Source organism: Streptomyces sp. V3I8, assembly GCF_030817535.1.
GTDB lineage: Bacteria > Actinomycetota > Actinomycetes > Streptomycetales > Streptomycetaceae > Streptomyces.
Genome location: NZ_JAUSZL010000002.1, coordinates 3,549,403 through 3,563,604, shown reverse-complemented (window position 1 = coordinate 3,563,604; position 14,202 = coordinate 3,549,403). Strand labels below are relative to the sequence as shown.

Sequence of the window (14,202 nt, the reverse complement as noted above, 5' to 3'; positions counted from 1 at the left end):
CGGCCCCGGCTCGGACGACCGGCCGCATTCCAGGCCTCCCTCCTTTCTGGAGATGTGGCGGCAGCTGGAGCCCGTCGGGCGGCACGCCGGATCCGGGGGCTACCGCCGGTTCGCCTGGACCGGGGCCGACACCGACTGCCGGGAGTGGTTCCGGGAACAGGCCCAGGCGCGCGGGCTCGCCCTGGAGGTGGACCGGAACGGGAACCAGTGGGCCTGGCTCGGCGACCCCTCGGCGGGGGACGCCGTCGTCACCGGGTCCCACCTCGACTCGGTGCCCGACGGCGGAGCCTTCGACGGCCCCCTCGGCGTGGTGTCCTCCTTCGCCGCGCTGGACGAACTGCGCGGCCGGGGAGCGCGGTTCACCAGGCCCCTCGCCGTCGTGAACTTCGGCGACGAGGAGGGCGCCCGCTTCGGGCTGGCCTGCGTGGGCTCACGGCTCACCGCCGGGGAACTCACCGTCGAGCAGGCACACCGGCTCACCGACGCCGACGGGATCACCCTCCCGCGGGCGATGGAGGCCGCCGGACACGACCCGGACGCCATCGGCGCGGACCCCGAACGCCTGGCCCGTATCGGCGCGTTCGTCGAGCTGCACGTCGAGCAGGGCCGCGCCCTCGACCTGAGCGGCGACCGGGTCGGCGTCGCAGGCGCCATCTGGCCGCACGGGCGGTGGCGGTTCGACTTCCGGGGCGAGGCCAACCACGCGGGCACCACCCGCCTCGTGGACCGCCGCGACCCCATGCTGTCGTACGCGGAGACCGTGCTCGCGGCCCGCCGCGAGGCACGCCTCGCGGGCGCGGTGGCGACCTTCGGCAAGATCTCGGTCGAGCCGAACGGCGTCAACGCCATCCCCTCCCTCGTACGCGGCTGGCTCGACTCCCGTGCCGCGGACCAGGCGACCCTCGACACGGTCGTCCACGGCATCGAGAAGGCCGCCCACGAGTACGCCGACGCCCACGGCATCCACCTCGACGTCGTCCGCGAGTCCTTCACCCCCGTCGTCGAGTTCGAGCACGCCCTGCGGGACGAGATCACCCGCCTGCTGGGGAAGGAGGGCGGGGGGAGGGACGCGCACCTGGCGGTTCCCGTCCTGGGGACCGGCGCGGGACACGACGCCGGGATCCTCTCCGGTTCGATCCCGACCGCCATGCTGTTCGTACGCAACCCCACGGGCGTCTCGCACTCGCCGGCCGAACACGCGGACGAGGACGACTGCGTGGCCGGGGTGACCGCACTCGCCGACGTACTGGAAGGGCTGGCCTGCACGTGAGCGTCCGAGGCACGACGTACTGGCTGGAGCACGCCTGGCTCGACTCCTACGTGGAGCCGGGCGTCACCCTCGACGTGGGAGGGGACGGACGCATCACCGCCGTCCGCACGGGCGCCGAAAAGCCGCCGACCGGCGCGGAGGTCCTGCGCGGCCTGACCCTCCCCGGCCTCGCCAACACCCACAGCCACGCCTTCCACCGGGCCCTGCGCGGCACCGTCCAGGTCGGCTCCGGCACCTTCTGGACCTGGCGCGAGATCATGTACTCCGTCGCGGACCGGCTGACCCCGGACACCTACCACGCCCTCGCCCGCGCGGTGTACGCCGAGATGGCCCTGGCGGGCATCACGGCCGTCGGCGAGTTCCACTACGTGCACCACGCGCCCGGCGGCACCCCGTACGCCGACCCGAACGCCATGGGCGAGGCGCTCGTCGAGGCCGCCGCGGAGGCGGGCATCCGCATCACGCTCCTCGACACCGTCTACCTCGCCGCCGGCCTGCTCGACGAGCGCCGGGGACAGGCCCCGAACCGGCACCAGCTCCGCTTCTCCGACGGCACCGCGGAAGCCTGGGCGACACGCTGTTCAGTTCTCAAGGACCGGGACCACGCGAGGATCGGGGCCGCCGTCCACTCCGTACGGGCCGTGCCCGCCGGGCAGCTGGCGACGGTGGCGCGGTGGGCCGAGGAGCGGCGGGCCCCGCTCCACGTGCACCTGTCCGAGCAGACGGCGGAGAACGACGCCTGCCTGGCCGCCCACGGCCGCACGCCCGCCCGGCTGCTCGCCGACCACGGCGTGCTCGGCCCGCGCACCACGGCCGTGCACGCCACCCACCTCACCGACCAGGACATCGCGCTGCTCGGCCGCTCCGGGACCGGCACCTGCATGTGCCCGACCACCGAGCGCGACCTCGCCGACGGCATCGGACCGGCCGTCGCGCTCCAGAAGGCGGGCTCCCCGCTGTCCCTCGGCTCCGACAGCCACGCCGTCGTCGACCTGCTCGAAGAGGCGCGCGCGATGGAGCTGAACGAGCGCCTGCGCAGCCGCACCCGGGGCCACTGGACCGCGGCCGCGCTCCTGCGGGCCGCCTCCGCGGACGGTCACGCGGCCCTCGGCTGGACCGACGCGGGCACGCTCGAAGCGGGCGCGCTCGCCGACTTCACGACGATCGCGCTCGACTCGGTCAGGACAGCCGGGACCCTGCCGCGGCTGGGCGCCGAGACGGCCGTATTCGCCGCGACAGCGGCGGACGTGCGCCACACGGTCGTGGGCGGCCGGCACGTCGTACGCGACGGGGCGCACGCCCTCGTCCCGGACGTGCCCCGCGCCCTCGCGGACGCCGTCGAGACCCTGCGCGCCTGAGCCGCGCCCCGGCTCCGGCCCCCGCCCCTGTCGTGCCGACCGCCCCGATCACCCTCAAGGACGCCATGAGCAGCCCGACCGACACCACCGGCACCAGTACGACCCTCATCACCAACATCGCCAGTCTGGTCACCAACGATCCCTCCTCCGGTGACGGATCCGCTCTCGGTCTGATCCAGGACGCGGCCGTCGTCATCGACGGCGACCGCATCGCGTGGACCGGTGATTCAAGAGAAGCACCCGCCACTGACAATCGGGTCGACGCCGGTGGACGCGCGGTGATCCCCGGCTTCGTCGACTCCCACTCGCACCTCGTCTTCGCGGGCGACCGCACGCAGGAGTTCAACGCCCGCATGTCCGGCCGCGCCTACAGCGCGGGCGGCATCCGCACGACCGTCGCCGCCACCCGCGCCGCGACGGACCGGGAGCTGGAGCGCACCCTCACCCGTCACCTCGACGAGGCGCTGCGCCAGGGCACGACCACGTTCGAGACGAAGTCCGGCTACGGGCTGACGGTCCAGGACGAGGCACGGGCCCTGCGCATCGCGTCCGCCCACACCGACGAGGTCACCTACCTCGGCGCGCACATCGTCCCCCCGGACCACGCGGACGACCCGGCCGGGTACGTCGCGCTCGTCACCGGCGAGATGCTCGACGCCTGCGCCCCGTACGCCCGTTGGATCGACGTGTTCTGCGAGAAGGGCGCCTTCGACGGGGACCAGGCCCGCGCGATCCTCACGGCGGGCAGGGCCAAGGGCCTGCACCCGCGCATCCACGCCAACCAGCTCTCGTACGGCCCCGGAGTGCAGCTCGCGGTGGAACTGGACGCGGCCAGCGCCGACCACTGCACCCACCTGACCGATGCCGACGTAGACGCCCTCGCGAACGGCGGCACGGTGGCCACGCTGCTGCCCGGCGCCGAGTTCTCCACCCGCGCGAAGTGGCCCGACGCCCGCCGGCTGCTCGACGCGGGCGCCACGGTCGCCCTCTCGACGGACTGCAATCCGGGCTCGTCCTTCACGTCCTCCGTCCCGTTCTGCATCGCGCTGGCGGTACGGGACATGGGGATGACCCCGGACGAGGCGGTGTGGTCCGCCACGGCGGGCGGGGCCGCGGCCCTGCGGCGCGACGACATCGGCCGCCTGGTCCCGGGCGCCCGGGCCGACCTCCTCGTACTCGACGCCCCGAGCCACGTGCACCTGGCGTACCGGCCGGGGGTGCCGCTGGTGTCAGCGGTGTGGCGCGAGGGCGCCGAGGTCTCCGGACGACGGACCGACGCCGGATCATGAGTGATCCGGCTCCGGCTCCGGGCGTGATCCGCCCGAGATGCCTCAGCCGGCGGACGGATCTTCCACCGTCGGGATGCAGGGGGACAGCAGCGCCTCCGTGTGCTGCGTGACCGCGCCCCGAACGAGCCTGAGCACGCGTACCTCGTTCTCGTGGTCCGGGTCCTCGTCGTCGAGAACGTGGAGAAGCCCGTAGGAACCAGGAGCGACCACGGCCACATGCTCGAACAGTTGGGCAACGTCGGGCGACGACCGGTGATTCGAACAGCCGCCGAGGTGGATGAACGGCTCACCGTTCATCCACCTGAGGTCGAGCAGGTAAGGGCTGTCCATCCGGGCGATGAGAAGCCGCAGATCATCCACGATCCGCCGTAGACGGGTCTCACCGTCACCGTCATCAGCGGATGCGGTTTCCCTGACCGTGATCCAGCCGTGGTACTCGAACATCCCGTGAGCGTAGTGAAACGACCTGTTTCCCGCTCAGGCAACCTGCACAAGCGCTGGGCGGTCCTACCGGATGTGCCGGCGCAAGGGCAGGAGGTGGCTGTCCGAGCGCTCGGGTGAGGAGGGGAACGGGATGGCGGATCTGAACAGCCAGGTGATCTGGGTCGACGTACGCGAGAGGCTGCCGGCGGACGGTGTACCGGTGGCAGCGGCGATCACGGGCCGGTATCCGGCCGGCAGCGCCGGGTCCGGTACGGCTTCAGGAGAGGCGTTCTGGCTGGTGAGGCCGATGTACTTCACGACGCTGCACTTCGGCGAGGACGGGACGGAACACAAGGACTGCTTCGTCGACTCCGACGGGGTCGTCCGCCCGCCCCACGGTCTGGCCGGCGACGAGACCGTGACCCACTGGGCCGAGCTGCCCACCCTGCCGGACAGGACGACGCACCTCGTTCTCGGGAAAGACGTGCAGCCGGCGCTCCAGAACGCGTGGAGCGCTCGCCCTGCTAGCTGATCCACAGTCTGCTTCGGGCACCGGACAGGAGAACTCCTGAGGAGGCATCTGCCTCGACGAGGTGGACCGCGGAGCGTCTCGGCCGCTGATGGGGTCTGCGAGGGTAAAAGTCAGGCAGAGACGCCGGATGTTGCAGTACAACGATCGCCATGAGCTGGGTGGCGAACGTGATGATGTCGGTTGACGTTGCCGACGGTACGAATGTCGAGGCGCTGAGCGAGTGGCTGCGGACAGCCGCCCCTCGTCGTGCTCAACCGGAGGTCCAGGGGGTCGGCTTCTTGAAGCCGCTCACCAGTCCTGAGACCAACCAATGGGGCGGCTGGAAGCACCCTGAGTGCGAGGTGTGGGCGGGTGCTTTGAACCATGCCGACCTCGATGCCCTCAAGCGGCGAGTGTTCGAGACGCCGTGGCGTGAGCCGAACCTGGTGCAGCTCCTGGTGATGGATCAGGAGGAAGGGTTCTTCCGTATGTGGATGATCCGGCACGACGAGCTGCGGCAGTTTGCACCACCGCGGCCGGACGAGGAGGACGAGGGCTTTTATCTGGGCTCATGAGCTGAGCCGTGGCGTCACGTCGATCTCCACCAGGACCTGTTGTCCGAACCCGCCTGCCTTCACGCTGCGTATGAGGTGGGCCATGGGGGCGGCCACGGTGGTGAGTTCGGTGTCGGGGGCTTCGCTCTCGCGGAGGCGGAGGGTCCCGGGAGAGCTGGCGATCTCGACGCAGGTGTTGCCTTCGCCGCCGTCGGAGAAAGTGGACTTCTGCCAGTGCAGGGATCGGCTCATGGCGCGCCTCACAGTTCCTTTGTCAGGTGGTGGATGAAGTCGCGTGACGCCGAGGGTTCCATGGACGCCTTCTCCACCTTACGGAAGAGTGTTCGGAGCTGTTCCAGCTGTGCTGCGGCGTCGATGAACATGGTTCCGCCGGGAGTGTCCTTGAGCCCGGTGTCCAGTTGGGCCAGCGGGCCGCCCAAGTACAGCATCGAGGCTCCCGCTCCGGCGAAGTCGTCCTGATCGGTCGGGACGACACGTACGGTGGCGTGCCCTTGCTCGATCTCGGCCAGGATGTGGCGGAGTTGAGCGGCAGAAGCCTTGCGGTCGGCCACACGGATCCGTAGCGCGAACTCGTGGATGATCGTCTCGTACGGGGGTGGGCTGTCGCCCTCGATGACCGCGTGCCGTTTCATCCGGTGCTCCACCCGGGGCGCCAGCTCGCTCTCCGGCAGTTCCGGACGCATGTAGCCGAAGATCGCCCGAGCGTAGTCCGGTGTCTGCAGCAGTCCGGGAACATGCGTGATGACGACCTCCCGCAGGAACGTCGCGTGGTGTTCCGCCTCGGCCACATCGAGGTTCACCTGGGGCAGGACTCCGCGGTACTCGTCCCACCAACCGCGTGTGCGCTCGCCCGCCATGGTCGTGAGTGCCTCGATGAGTGCTTCGTCCGTGCAGGCGTAATGCGCCGCCAGGCGTCGGATGCGCTCCGCGCTGACGCCTGCGATGCCCGCTTCCATCTGACTCATCTGCGTCGAGGTGGAGTTGAGGAACGCCGCGACGTCGCGTGCCTTCAGGCCCGCAGCCTCGCGCAGCCTGCGCAGTTCGGTCCCCAGACGCGCCTGGCGCGCCGTGGGATGACTCCTCGGTGGCATATGCCCTCCCATTCCCGACAGCTCCGCGGATGAGCCACGTACGAGTGGCAGGTTACGCAGCCTGTTGCAGCGGCATTAATTAATGCCCTACCGTCGGTCACGCAACGTACACGGTGCGGAAGCGCACCGCTCCGTCCTGCCGTGGCGGCTACGGCCCTGCCACCGCCCGTGCGACCCGTCCATCACCCCACCCCGGAGCTGACGCATGCCCGAGAACGAGCTCGAACCACTCGAATCGCTCGAACCCTGGGAGTACTCCATCTGCATCCCCAACGATCTCCGCGCCGTCACCGTCTGCCGTCGCACCCTCCGCCTGATCCTCACCCTGCACGGGCTGATCCGGCTCGCCGACACCGCCGAACTCCTCGCGGCGGAACTCGTCGCCAACGCCGTACTGCACACCAAGGGCCCCGCGAGCCTCCGCGTCCACTGGGCGGTGGGGGTCCTGCAGATCGGGGCGTGGGACGCGGACCCCGAGCCGCCCGAGCCGCCCGGAGGGCCAACGGGTCCGGTGGATGCCGAGAGCGGACGGGGGCTCCACCTGGTCCGTGCCTGCTCCGACGCCTGGGGCTGGCAGCCGCTGTTCAGGCTCGGCAACCGCGGCAAGTACGTGTGGTGCGACCTGGCCGCCGCGTAACTCGTTGATCATGTCGGAGTTGACGGAGGGACCTGATGACGGCGATCCAGTACTTCTGGCGGCACCCGCTTGCCGAGCAGGTGCGCGAAGAGGGCCGTGAAGAGGGCCGGGCTCAGGAGAGGGCGGAGAGCGTTCTGCGTAATCTTCGGTGGCGCCGGATCGACGTGCCGGACGCCGTCCGTGAGCGCGTTCTCTCCTCCACCGACATGGACGAACTCGGCGTCTGGCTGGAGCGCTCCTACCAGGTCGACCACGCCGAAGAGCTGTTCGTCGAAGGGGCCTGAGGGGCAGCGGGCTGCCACGCGCGTGGGGCCGAACCGGACGTCCGGTTCGGCCCCGTGTGCGCCGTGTGCAACCGCCTGCGGAGGCGTTACTCCTCGAGGGTCAGGCCCTTGCGCAGGCGCACCAGCGTCCGCGACAGCAGTCGCGACACGTGCATCTGCGAGATGCCGAGCTCCTCGCCGATCTCCGACTGGGTCATGTTGGCGACGAAGCGCAGCGACAGGATCTGCCGGTCGCGCTGCGGGAGCCGGGCGATCATCGGCTTCAGCGACTCGATGTACTCGATGCCCTCGAGCCCGTGGTCCTCGTAGCCGATGCGGTCCGCCAGCGCGCCCTCGGAGTCGTCCTCCTCGGGCTGGGCGTCCAGTGAACTGGCCGTGTAGGCGTTGGACGCCGCCATGCCCTCGACGACCTCGTCGTTCGACAGCCCCAGACGCTCCGCCAGCTCTCCCACCGTCGGAGCGCGGTCCAGTTGCTGTGCGAGTTCGTCGCCCGCCTTGGCCAGGTCGAGGCGGAGTTCCTGCAGCCTGCGCGGCACGCGCACGGACCATGACGTGTCACGGAAGAAGCGCTTGACCTCGCCGACGATGGTCGGCATCGCGAAGGTCGGGAACTCGACGCCGCGGCTGAGCTCGAAGCGGTCGATCGCCTTGATCAGACCGATGGTGCCGACCTGGATGATGTCCTCCATCGGCTCGCTGCGGGAGCGGAACCGGGAGGCGGCGAACTTCACCAGGGCGAGGTTCAGTTCGACCAGTGTGTTGCGGACGTACGAGTATTCGGACGTCCCTTCCTCCAGCGACTCCAGCCGCTCGAAGAGGGTCTTGGACAGGGCCCGCGCATCCACCGGTCCCACCTCGGCGAAGGGGGGGATCTCCGGAAGTCCGGCCAGGCCGGCGTTCCCGTCGGCGGACGTGCCTTCTTCCAGTCGTTCCGGGGGGCGTGTCGACGTCGCCTTCTGGGTATGCGATTCGTCGAGCCGGGGTGACATGATGTCCTCCATCGTTCTCGGCATATGGCTGCCGATGCCAATACGTGCACTGCGGTGTGCGGCGCCTCCAAGCCGGCCGTGTCGAAAACTGTCACTACTAGCCCTACCCGCTTTCGTGACTTCATCGCAAGTGACTTTTGTGGTGAAATGTCCGATTCTTGGCGGTTGTTCGGGTGTCGGAGTGTGCAGAGAAGGCGTAGGGTTCGAGGGCGTCAATCAACAACCACAACGGTCGGAAGAGAGAGACGGCATGGACCGCGGGACGGTCGGCAGCGCACAGTCGGGCCGGCTTCTGGTCGAGGTGCGAGAAGAGGGCACTAGTGCCGTCATCACCCCGGCGGGTGAGTTGGATCACCACACGGCAGATCTTCTGCGCGAACCGGTCGAGGACTGCCTCGACCGCGGGTTCGCGCGCTTGGTCGTGGATTGCTCACGACTGGAGTTCTGCGACTCCACGGGCTTGAACGTACTGCTCGGTGCCCGTCTGCGGGCCGAGGAGGCGGGCGGCGGGGTCCACCTGGCGGGCATGCTGCCGGTGGTGGCCCGGGTCTTCGAGATCACCGGGGCCGAAGCCGTCTTCACCGTGCACGACACGCTCGAGGCGGCTCTGGCCGGCAGCGGAGCCGGTGGCTCCGGAGCGGACGGGGCCGGGGTGGACGGGGCCGGAGCCGCGAAGTCCGGGGACGGTGCGTCCGGGCCCGGTGGGCCCGCGGCCGATCGCGGTGAATAGGCGCCCCGAGGGGCCGTTCTGCGGCAGAGTTATGTCTCGGTTGCCTCTATGTGATCAACGCGTTATCAGAGTCACATCATCCGTACCGAATAAGTGGGTGTTCTGACGGTTCGGTCGGGCAGGAGACATCCTGAATATGTCAACAGACCGAACGGCGACCGCGCGGCAGTCCCGGACCACTCCCTGACCCCGAGTGTCCGAAGCTGTTACGGCGTGCTGAGTGTGCTGGGACCCAAGTCTTGAATCATGAACTGGTGAATCGGTGAGGTGAAGCGCTGATGAGCACCACCCGGCCTTACTCGCCGGGCGACCGCGGCCCGGAACCGGGTGACGGCGGCGCTTCCGGGACCTCTCCGGGCGGTACGCCGGCCGGGCGTCGGGACCGCCGGCTGAACTTCGAAGGGCAGAGCGGGGTCGTTCCCCTCGCCCGCGACTTCGCCCGCCAGGCACTGTACGAGTGGGGCTGGCTCCCCGCGGACACCGCCGACCAGCGGGCCGCGGCCGAGGACGTCCTGCTGGTCGTCTCCGAGCTCGTCACCAACGCCTGTCTGCACGCGGAGGGACCGGACGAGCTCTGGATCTCCTGCGACAAGAAGGTGCTGCGGATCGAGGTCTCCGACCGGGGTGCGGGACAGCCCGCGCCGCGCACCCCGCACCGGGCCGGGCGGCCCGGCGGTCACGGCATGTTCATCGTGCAGCGGCTGTGTCTGGACTGGGGTGTGATCCGTACGGCCGGAGTCGCCGGGAAGACGGTCTGGGCGGAGCTCGGGGCGTCGGCGTAACGCTCCGCCGTGGATCGGCGTCGGCGGCGGTGGTGTTCGCTTGCCGCTTGTTCGTGCGTGGGCCCGGTGGGGCCCGGTGGGGGCTGGTCGCGCAGTTTCCCGCGCCCCTTCGAGGCGCTCGTCGTGCGGTGCTCGCTTGCGCTTCGGGGCGCCTGTCGTGCGGTGGGTGGTTGTCCTCCGGGGCGCTCGTCGTTTGTTCGCGCGCGTTGGATCCCTGCGATCCGGCGCGCGTTTTGTCTTCCCTCGGTGAGGTGTCGGGCGTACCTTGACGGCCGATCTGATGTTCCGTCAGGAACCGTGTCGGGACGGTGTCAGGAACGCCTGCGGGAATGAGGGACCGTGTCATACCGGACGTACCAGAAACGAACCGCCGCGCTCGCGTCCGCCGCGGCCCTGGCCGGCTCGGCGGTGCTGATGGCCGCCCCCGCAGCCCGGGCCGACGTGGTGGACGTCAACTACCAGTGCAAGACGCCGATCGGTGACAAGTCCGCCGTCTCGCCCATCGACATCAGGAGTGTCAAGGACGGCAGCGGCTACCGGCTCACGATGACCTTCGAGAAGGGCGTCTCCTCCAGCCCCGTCGAACTGGGCAAGGGGGCGATGAACCCGAGCGCCGTCATCAGGCTCGGCGGCGCCGACAGCGGCACCGTACCGGTCAAGGGTCCGGCCAACCCGGAGGCGATACCCGCCAACACCCCCATCAAGATCACCGATCTGACCGGGACGTACACCCCGAAGAAGACCGGCAAGGTCACCTTCACCGCGGGCGTGCTGACCATCGGGGCGCTCGGCACGACCACCACGTGCACGCCCTCCAACAGCCCGGGACCCTCACTGACCCTGGACGTCACGGCATCCGGCGGCGGCACCACGGGCTCCTCCCAGGACGCCGCGGCGGGCGACGGCGAACTGCCGCGGACCGGTCCCGAGGACTCCGCGATCGCCCTCGGCACGTTCGGCGGCACCGTACTGCTGGCGGGCGCGGCGGGCGTGCTGTGGCTGACCCGGCGGAACCAGGCCCGCGGCTGAGCCGATCCGCCCTGCCCCGGGGGCGGCCCCGGCCGGCGGGGGCCGCCGACAGCCGCGTACGGAAGTCGAGTCGACGGGAGCGGTGACGTGAACGGTGGCGGACGCGGCACGGCCGCAGGAGTGCGGATTCCCGCCGTGCCGGCGATGCTCTCGCTCGCCCTGGCAGGCCTGTCCTTTCTGCTCGGCCTGTCCTGCCTGTCCGGTCTGTACGTCCTGGCCGCGGGGACCGCCTCCGCGGCGGAGAATCCGCAGGTGGAGCTGTCCAGGTCGCAGGCGGGGACGGGCGGTTCGATCACGGTGCGCGGCAGCGGATGGCGGGCGGACGCCCTGCTGACGATCCTCGTCTGCGGTCGGTCCTCCACCGACCGGGGGGTGATCGGCGGCACCGACTCCTGCGCCAACGCCGACGGGCGGGCCGCCACCACCGATGCCCGGGGCCGGTTCAGCAGGAGGCTGCCGGTCACCGAACCGCCGCAACCGTGCCCCTGCGTGGTGCACGTCGCGACGGTCACCGGGGCGAAGGCCGCCGCCGACGCGCCGTTCCTGGTCGCGGGCCACGAGGTCGAGCCGCTGCCCAAGCAGGACAGCGCCGAGCGGCTGTCCGTACTCGGCGACACGCGGCTCGACGGGTCGAGCGGCCTGCTCACCTGGTTCGGTGCGCCGCCGTCCCGCGATCTCGTCCTCACCGTCGGCAACGTGGGCACTGTCGCCGTGAAGAACCCGGTCTTCCAGGTGGGCACCTCGCACGGCGTGTTCGCCCCGCAGTGGGAGGAACACCGGTGGCGCGGCACCATCGGTCCCGGCAAGAAGGCCCGCGTCACCCTGCCGGTGGAGCTGACGGCCGGGGCGCACGGTGACTACACGGTCTCCCTGAAGTCCGGCGGCAAGGTGCTCGCCGAACAGCCGTGGGGCGTGGGGCGGCCCTGGGGCGTGACCTTCTTCTGGGTCCTGGTCTGCGTCGTCGTGCCGGCCGCGGTGTTCCGGGCCGGGATGGCGGTGGTGGACCGGATGCGGCCGAACGGGCCCCCCGTACGGTCCCGTTCCGGGCGGGACGGGCGGGACGGGCGGGTAGGACGGACGGAACGGGTGGGGCGTCCTGGTCGTGGTGCGCACGGTGTTCGCCGTGGTCGGGTGCGGCTGCCTGACGGTGTGGCGCGGATGTTCGACGGCGTGGTGCGGACGCGGCGGCCTGGTTCTTCGCCGGCTGCCTCCGCCGCCGAGTCCGGTGGCGCCGCGTCCGCCGGCGCCGGGGCCGGGTCTCGTGCGTCCGGTCGTACGGGTTCGGTGTTGCCGTGGTTCACGCCGGACACCGATCCGGGGGGTGGTGAGGGTGAACGGCCTTCCGGACGGCCGCACGAGAACACGTCGACGGGGGCCGTCGGGAAGGGCGACGCGTGAGCGGCGTGGTGTGACGTGATGTGACGTGGGAAACCGCGCGCCCGTTGTGGCCGGCCGCGCAGTTCCCCGCGCCCCTAAAAGACTGCGCCGTTCCCCGCGCCCCTGAAGGGCGAAGGACTGCGCCGTTCCGCGCGCCCCTTGGTGGTTCTAGTTGACGTTGCCCATCAGGGACTTGACCTTGTTTCGGTACATGTGGACCGCCAGGCCCGCGATCAGGGCCAGGGTGGCTTCCAGGGCGACGATTCCCTTGCCGTTCAGGTCCACGCCCGCGATGGAGAGCAGACCCGTCGTGGCGTCGCCCGCGGTCACGGCGAGGAACCAGACGCCCATCATCTGGGAGGCGTACTTCGCGGGGGCCATCTTCGTGGTGACGGAGAGGCCCACCGGGGAGATCGTCAGCTCGCCGACGGTCTGCACGAAGTAGATGGCGACCAGCCACATCGCGGCGGCCTTCCGGCCGTCCCCGGCGATCGTCAGCGGGGCCAGGAAGAGGAAGAACGAGGCGCCGACCAGGACCAGGCCCGACGCGAACTTCACGATCGTGCTCGGCTCCCGGCCGGCCCGGTTCAGCGCCAGCCACGCCCAGGCGAAGACCGGGGCGAGCGCCATGATCATGACCGGGTTGACCGACTGGTACCAGGAGACCGGGAAGTCCCAGCCGAAGACGCTGTTCTCGGCCGACGACTCGGCGAAGATCGACAGCGTGGAGCCGCCCTGGTCGTAGATCATCCAGAAGACGGCCGCGGCGACGAAGAACCAGATGTACGCGGACATCTTCGACTGCTCGACCCGGTCGAGGGACTTGTCGCGCTTGATCCGGGCGATGACCCAGACCGGGATGATCAGGCCGATGAGCGTGAGCGGGACCAGGATCCAGTTGAGCGTGTAGTGGCCGGAGAAGCCGACGACGCCGTAGAAGACCACGGCCACGGCCAGCCACAGCAGGCCCTTGCGCAGGGTCGAGGCCTTCTCCTCGGCGGACAGTGGCGTCGGGACGACGTCGGAGCGCGCGTCGAGGTGACGGTGGCCGATCAGGAACTGCGCCAGCCCCAGCGCCATGCCGAGCGCGGCGAGCGCGAAGCCGAGGTGCCAGTTGACGTTCTCGCCGATGGTGCCGATGACCAGCGGGGCGGCGAAGGCGCCCACGTTGATGCCGATGTAGAAGACGGTGAAACCGCCGTCGCGGCGCGGGTCGTCCGGGCCCTGGTAGAGGTGGCCGACCATCGTCGAGATGTTGGCCTTCAGCAGACCCGAGCCGATCGCCACGAGGCCGAGGCCCGCGAAGAAGGTGCCGGACGAGGGGAGCGCCAGCGTCAGGTGGCCGAGCATGATGACCAGTCCCGCGACGGCGACGGTCCTGCGGGGGCCGAGCACGCGGTCCGCGAACCAGCCGCCGGGCAGGGCGAGCAGGTACACGAGCGACAGGTAGACCGAGTAGATCGCGGTCGCGGTGGTCGCGCTCATGTCCAGGCCGCCGGGTGCGACCAGGTAGAGCGGGAGCAGTGCCCGCATGCCGTAGTAGGAGAACCTCTCCCACATCTCGGTCATGAAGAGGGTGGCCAGTCCGCGGGGGTGGCCGAAGAAGGTCTTCTCGGAACCGGGGGTGCCCGGTGCGACCGAGTCCTTCGTCAGGCTGGACGCCATGGTCGTTCCTTGCTGGTCGGGGCGCGGTGCGGTGCGATTCCCCTGTTCGGGCCGGGATGCGGGCCCGGGGGAGGAGTGCGCGCCCGGTGGGGGAGGCGGCCGGCACCGGCGGGAGGGCCGTCCCGCCCCACGCCCACGGGGAGTTCCGCTCCGGTTCCGGAGCGGTGGACGACGACCACCGGGATCCACGCC

16 protein-coding genes are annotated in these 14,202 nt (G+C 70.5%); 11 read left to right on the top strand and 5 right to left on the bottom strand.

Annotation, left to right across the window (positions count from 1 at the left end; translation table 11 throughout):
- The first annotated feature begins 52 nt into the window (after positions 1-52).
- The 3 genes from QFZ75_RS15545 (at position 53) to hutI (ending at position 3,917) form a co-directional block, all read left to right on the top strand.
- Positions 53-1,270 carry an allantoate amidohydrolase gene (locus tag QFZ75_RS15545; RefSeq protein WP_307537441.1) on the top strand — a complete coding sequence of 406 codons (1,218 nt, stop codon included), beginning with the start codon at positions 53-55 and terminating at the stop codon, positions 1,268-1,270.
- Entirely contained in the window at positions 1,267-2,628 is a 1,362-nt protein-coding gene (locus tag QFZ75_RS15540; protein ID WP_307537439.1) for a formimidoylglutamate deiminase, read from the top strand. Before QFZ75_RS15545 ends, QFZ75_RS15540 begins: the two co-directional genes overlap by 4 nt.
- A gap of 65 nt (positions 2,629-2,693) precedes the next feature.
- Positions 2,694-3,917 (top strand): imidazolonepropionase, encoded by a 1,224-nt coding sequence (gene hutI / locus QFZ75_RS15535; protein WP_307537437.1) that lies wholly within the window; start codon positions 2,694-2,696, stop codon positions 3,915-3,917.
- A gap of 42 nt (positions 3,918-3,959) precedes the next feature.
- On the opposite strand, the gene QFZ75_RS15530 is transcribed toward hutI, so the two are convergent.
- Positions 3,960-4,361, bottom strand: coding sequence for an Imm7 family immunity protein (locus tag QFZ75_RS15530; protein WP_307537435.1), 402 nt, complete (start codon positions 4,359-4,361; stop codon positions 3,960-3,962).
- Positions 4,362-4,491: 130 nt separating this feature from the next.
- Between QFZ75_RS15530 and QFZ75_RS15525 the strand changes: the two genes are divergently transcribed.
- Together QFZ75_RS15525 and QFZ75_RS15520 are read left to right on the top strand one after the other, a co-directional pair.
- Positions 4,492-4,872 (top strand): AQJ64_40280 family protein, encoded by a 381-nt coding sequence (locus tag QFZ75_RS15525; protein ID WP_307537433.1) that lies wholly within the window; start codon positions 4,492-4,494, stop codon positions 4,870-4,872.
- A 149-nt stretch (positions 4,873-5,021) separates the two neighbouring features.
- Positions 5,022-5,426 carry a squamosa promoter-binding protein 15 gene (locus QFZ75_RS15520; RefSeq protein WP_307537431.1) on the top strand — a complete coding sequence of 135 codons (405 nt, stop codon included), beginning with the start codon at positions 5,022-5,024 and terminating at the stop codon, positions 5,424-5,426.
- Here QFZ75_RS15520 and QFZ75_RS15515 read toward each other — a convergent pair.
- Entirely contained in the window at positions 5,421-5,657 is a 237-nt protein-coding gene (locus tag QFZ75_RS15515; RefSeq protein ID WP_307537430.1) for a DUF397 domain-containing protein, read from the bottom strand. The two genes, QFZ75_RS15520 and QFZ75_RS15515, sit on opposite strands and share 6 nt — an antisense overlap.
- A gap of 8 nt (positions 5,658-5,665) precedes the next feature.
- Positions 5,666-6,517, bottom strand: a complete 852-nt coding sequence (locus QFZ75_RS15510; RefSeq protein ID WP_307537428.1) for a helix-turn-helix transcriptional regulator — start codon at positions 6,515-6,517, stop codon at positions 5,666-5,668.
- A 205-nt stretch (positions 6,518-6,722) separates the two neighbouring features.
- Here QFZ75_RS15510 and QFZ75_RS15505 point away from each other — a divergent pair, with 205 nt between their 5' ends.
- Complete coding sequence (locus QFZ75_RS15505) at positions 6,723-7,154, top strand: ATP-binding protein (protein ID WP_307537426.1); 432 nt, start codon at positions 6,723-6,725, stop codon at positions 7,152-7,154.
- Positions 7,155-7,189: 35 nt separating this feature from the next.
- The gene (locus QFZ75_RS15500) at positions 7,190-7,438 is read left to right on the top strand and encodes a hypothetical protein (RefSeq protein WP_307537424.1); all 249 of its coding nucleotides are present in this window, start codon (positions 7,190-7,192) and stop codon (positions 7,436-7,438) included.
- Positions 7,439-7,524: 86 nt separating this feature from the next.
- Here the strand turns inward: QFZ75_RS15500 and QFZ75_RS15495 are convergent, their stop codons facing one another.
- Positions 7,525-8,439: an RNA polymerase sigma factor SigF gene (locus QFZ75_RS15495; RefSeq protein WP_307537422.1), complete on the bottom strand. Its 915-nt coding sequence runs from the start codon at positions 8,437-8,439 to the stop codon at positions 7,525-7,527.
- Positions 8,440-8,677: 238 nt separating this feature from the next.
- Here QFZ75_RS15495 and QFZ75_RS15490 point away from each other — a divergent pair, with 238 nt between their 5' ends.
- From QFZ75_RS15490 to QFZ75_RS15475, 4 genes are all read left to right on the top strand, one after another.
- Entirely contained in the window at positions 8,678-9,157 is a 480-nt protein-coding gene (locus QFZ75_RS15490; protein WP_307537420.1) for an STAS domain-containing protein, read from the top strand.
- 278 nt (positions 9,158-9,435) lie between these two features.
- Complete coding sequence (locus tag QFZ75_RS15485; protein WP_307537418.1) at positions 9,436-9,939, top strand: ATP-binding protein; 504 nt, start codon at positions 9,436-9,438, stop codon at positions 9,937-9,939.
- Between the two features lie 339 nt (positions 9,940-10,278).
- Positions 10,279-10,968 carry an LPXTG cell wall anchor domain-containing protein gene (locus QFZ75_RS15480; protein WP_307537416.1) on the top strand — a complete coding sequence of 230 codons (690 nt, stop codon included), beginning with the start codon at positions 10,279-10,281 and terminating at the stop codon, positions 10,966-10,968.
- 144 nt (positions 10,969-11,112) lie between these two features.
- Positions 11,113-12,366 (top strand): hypothetical protein, encoded by a 1,254-nt coding sequence (locus tag QFZ75_RS15475; RefSeq protein ID WP_307544509.1) that lies wholly within the window; start codon positions 11,113-11,115, stop codon positions 12,364-12,366.
- Positions 12,367-12,513: 147 nt separating this feature from the next.
- Here QFZ75_RS15475 and QFZ75_RS15470 read toward each other — a convergent pair whose 3' ends face one another.
- The gene (locus tag QFZ75_RS15470) at positions 12,514-14,010 is read right to left on the bottom strand and encodes an oligopeptide:H+ symporter (protein WP_307537414.1); all 1,497 of its coding nucleotides are present in this window, start codon (positions 14,008-14,010) and stop codon (positions 12,514-12,516) included.
- Positions 14,011-14,202: the final 192 nt, after the last annotated feature.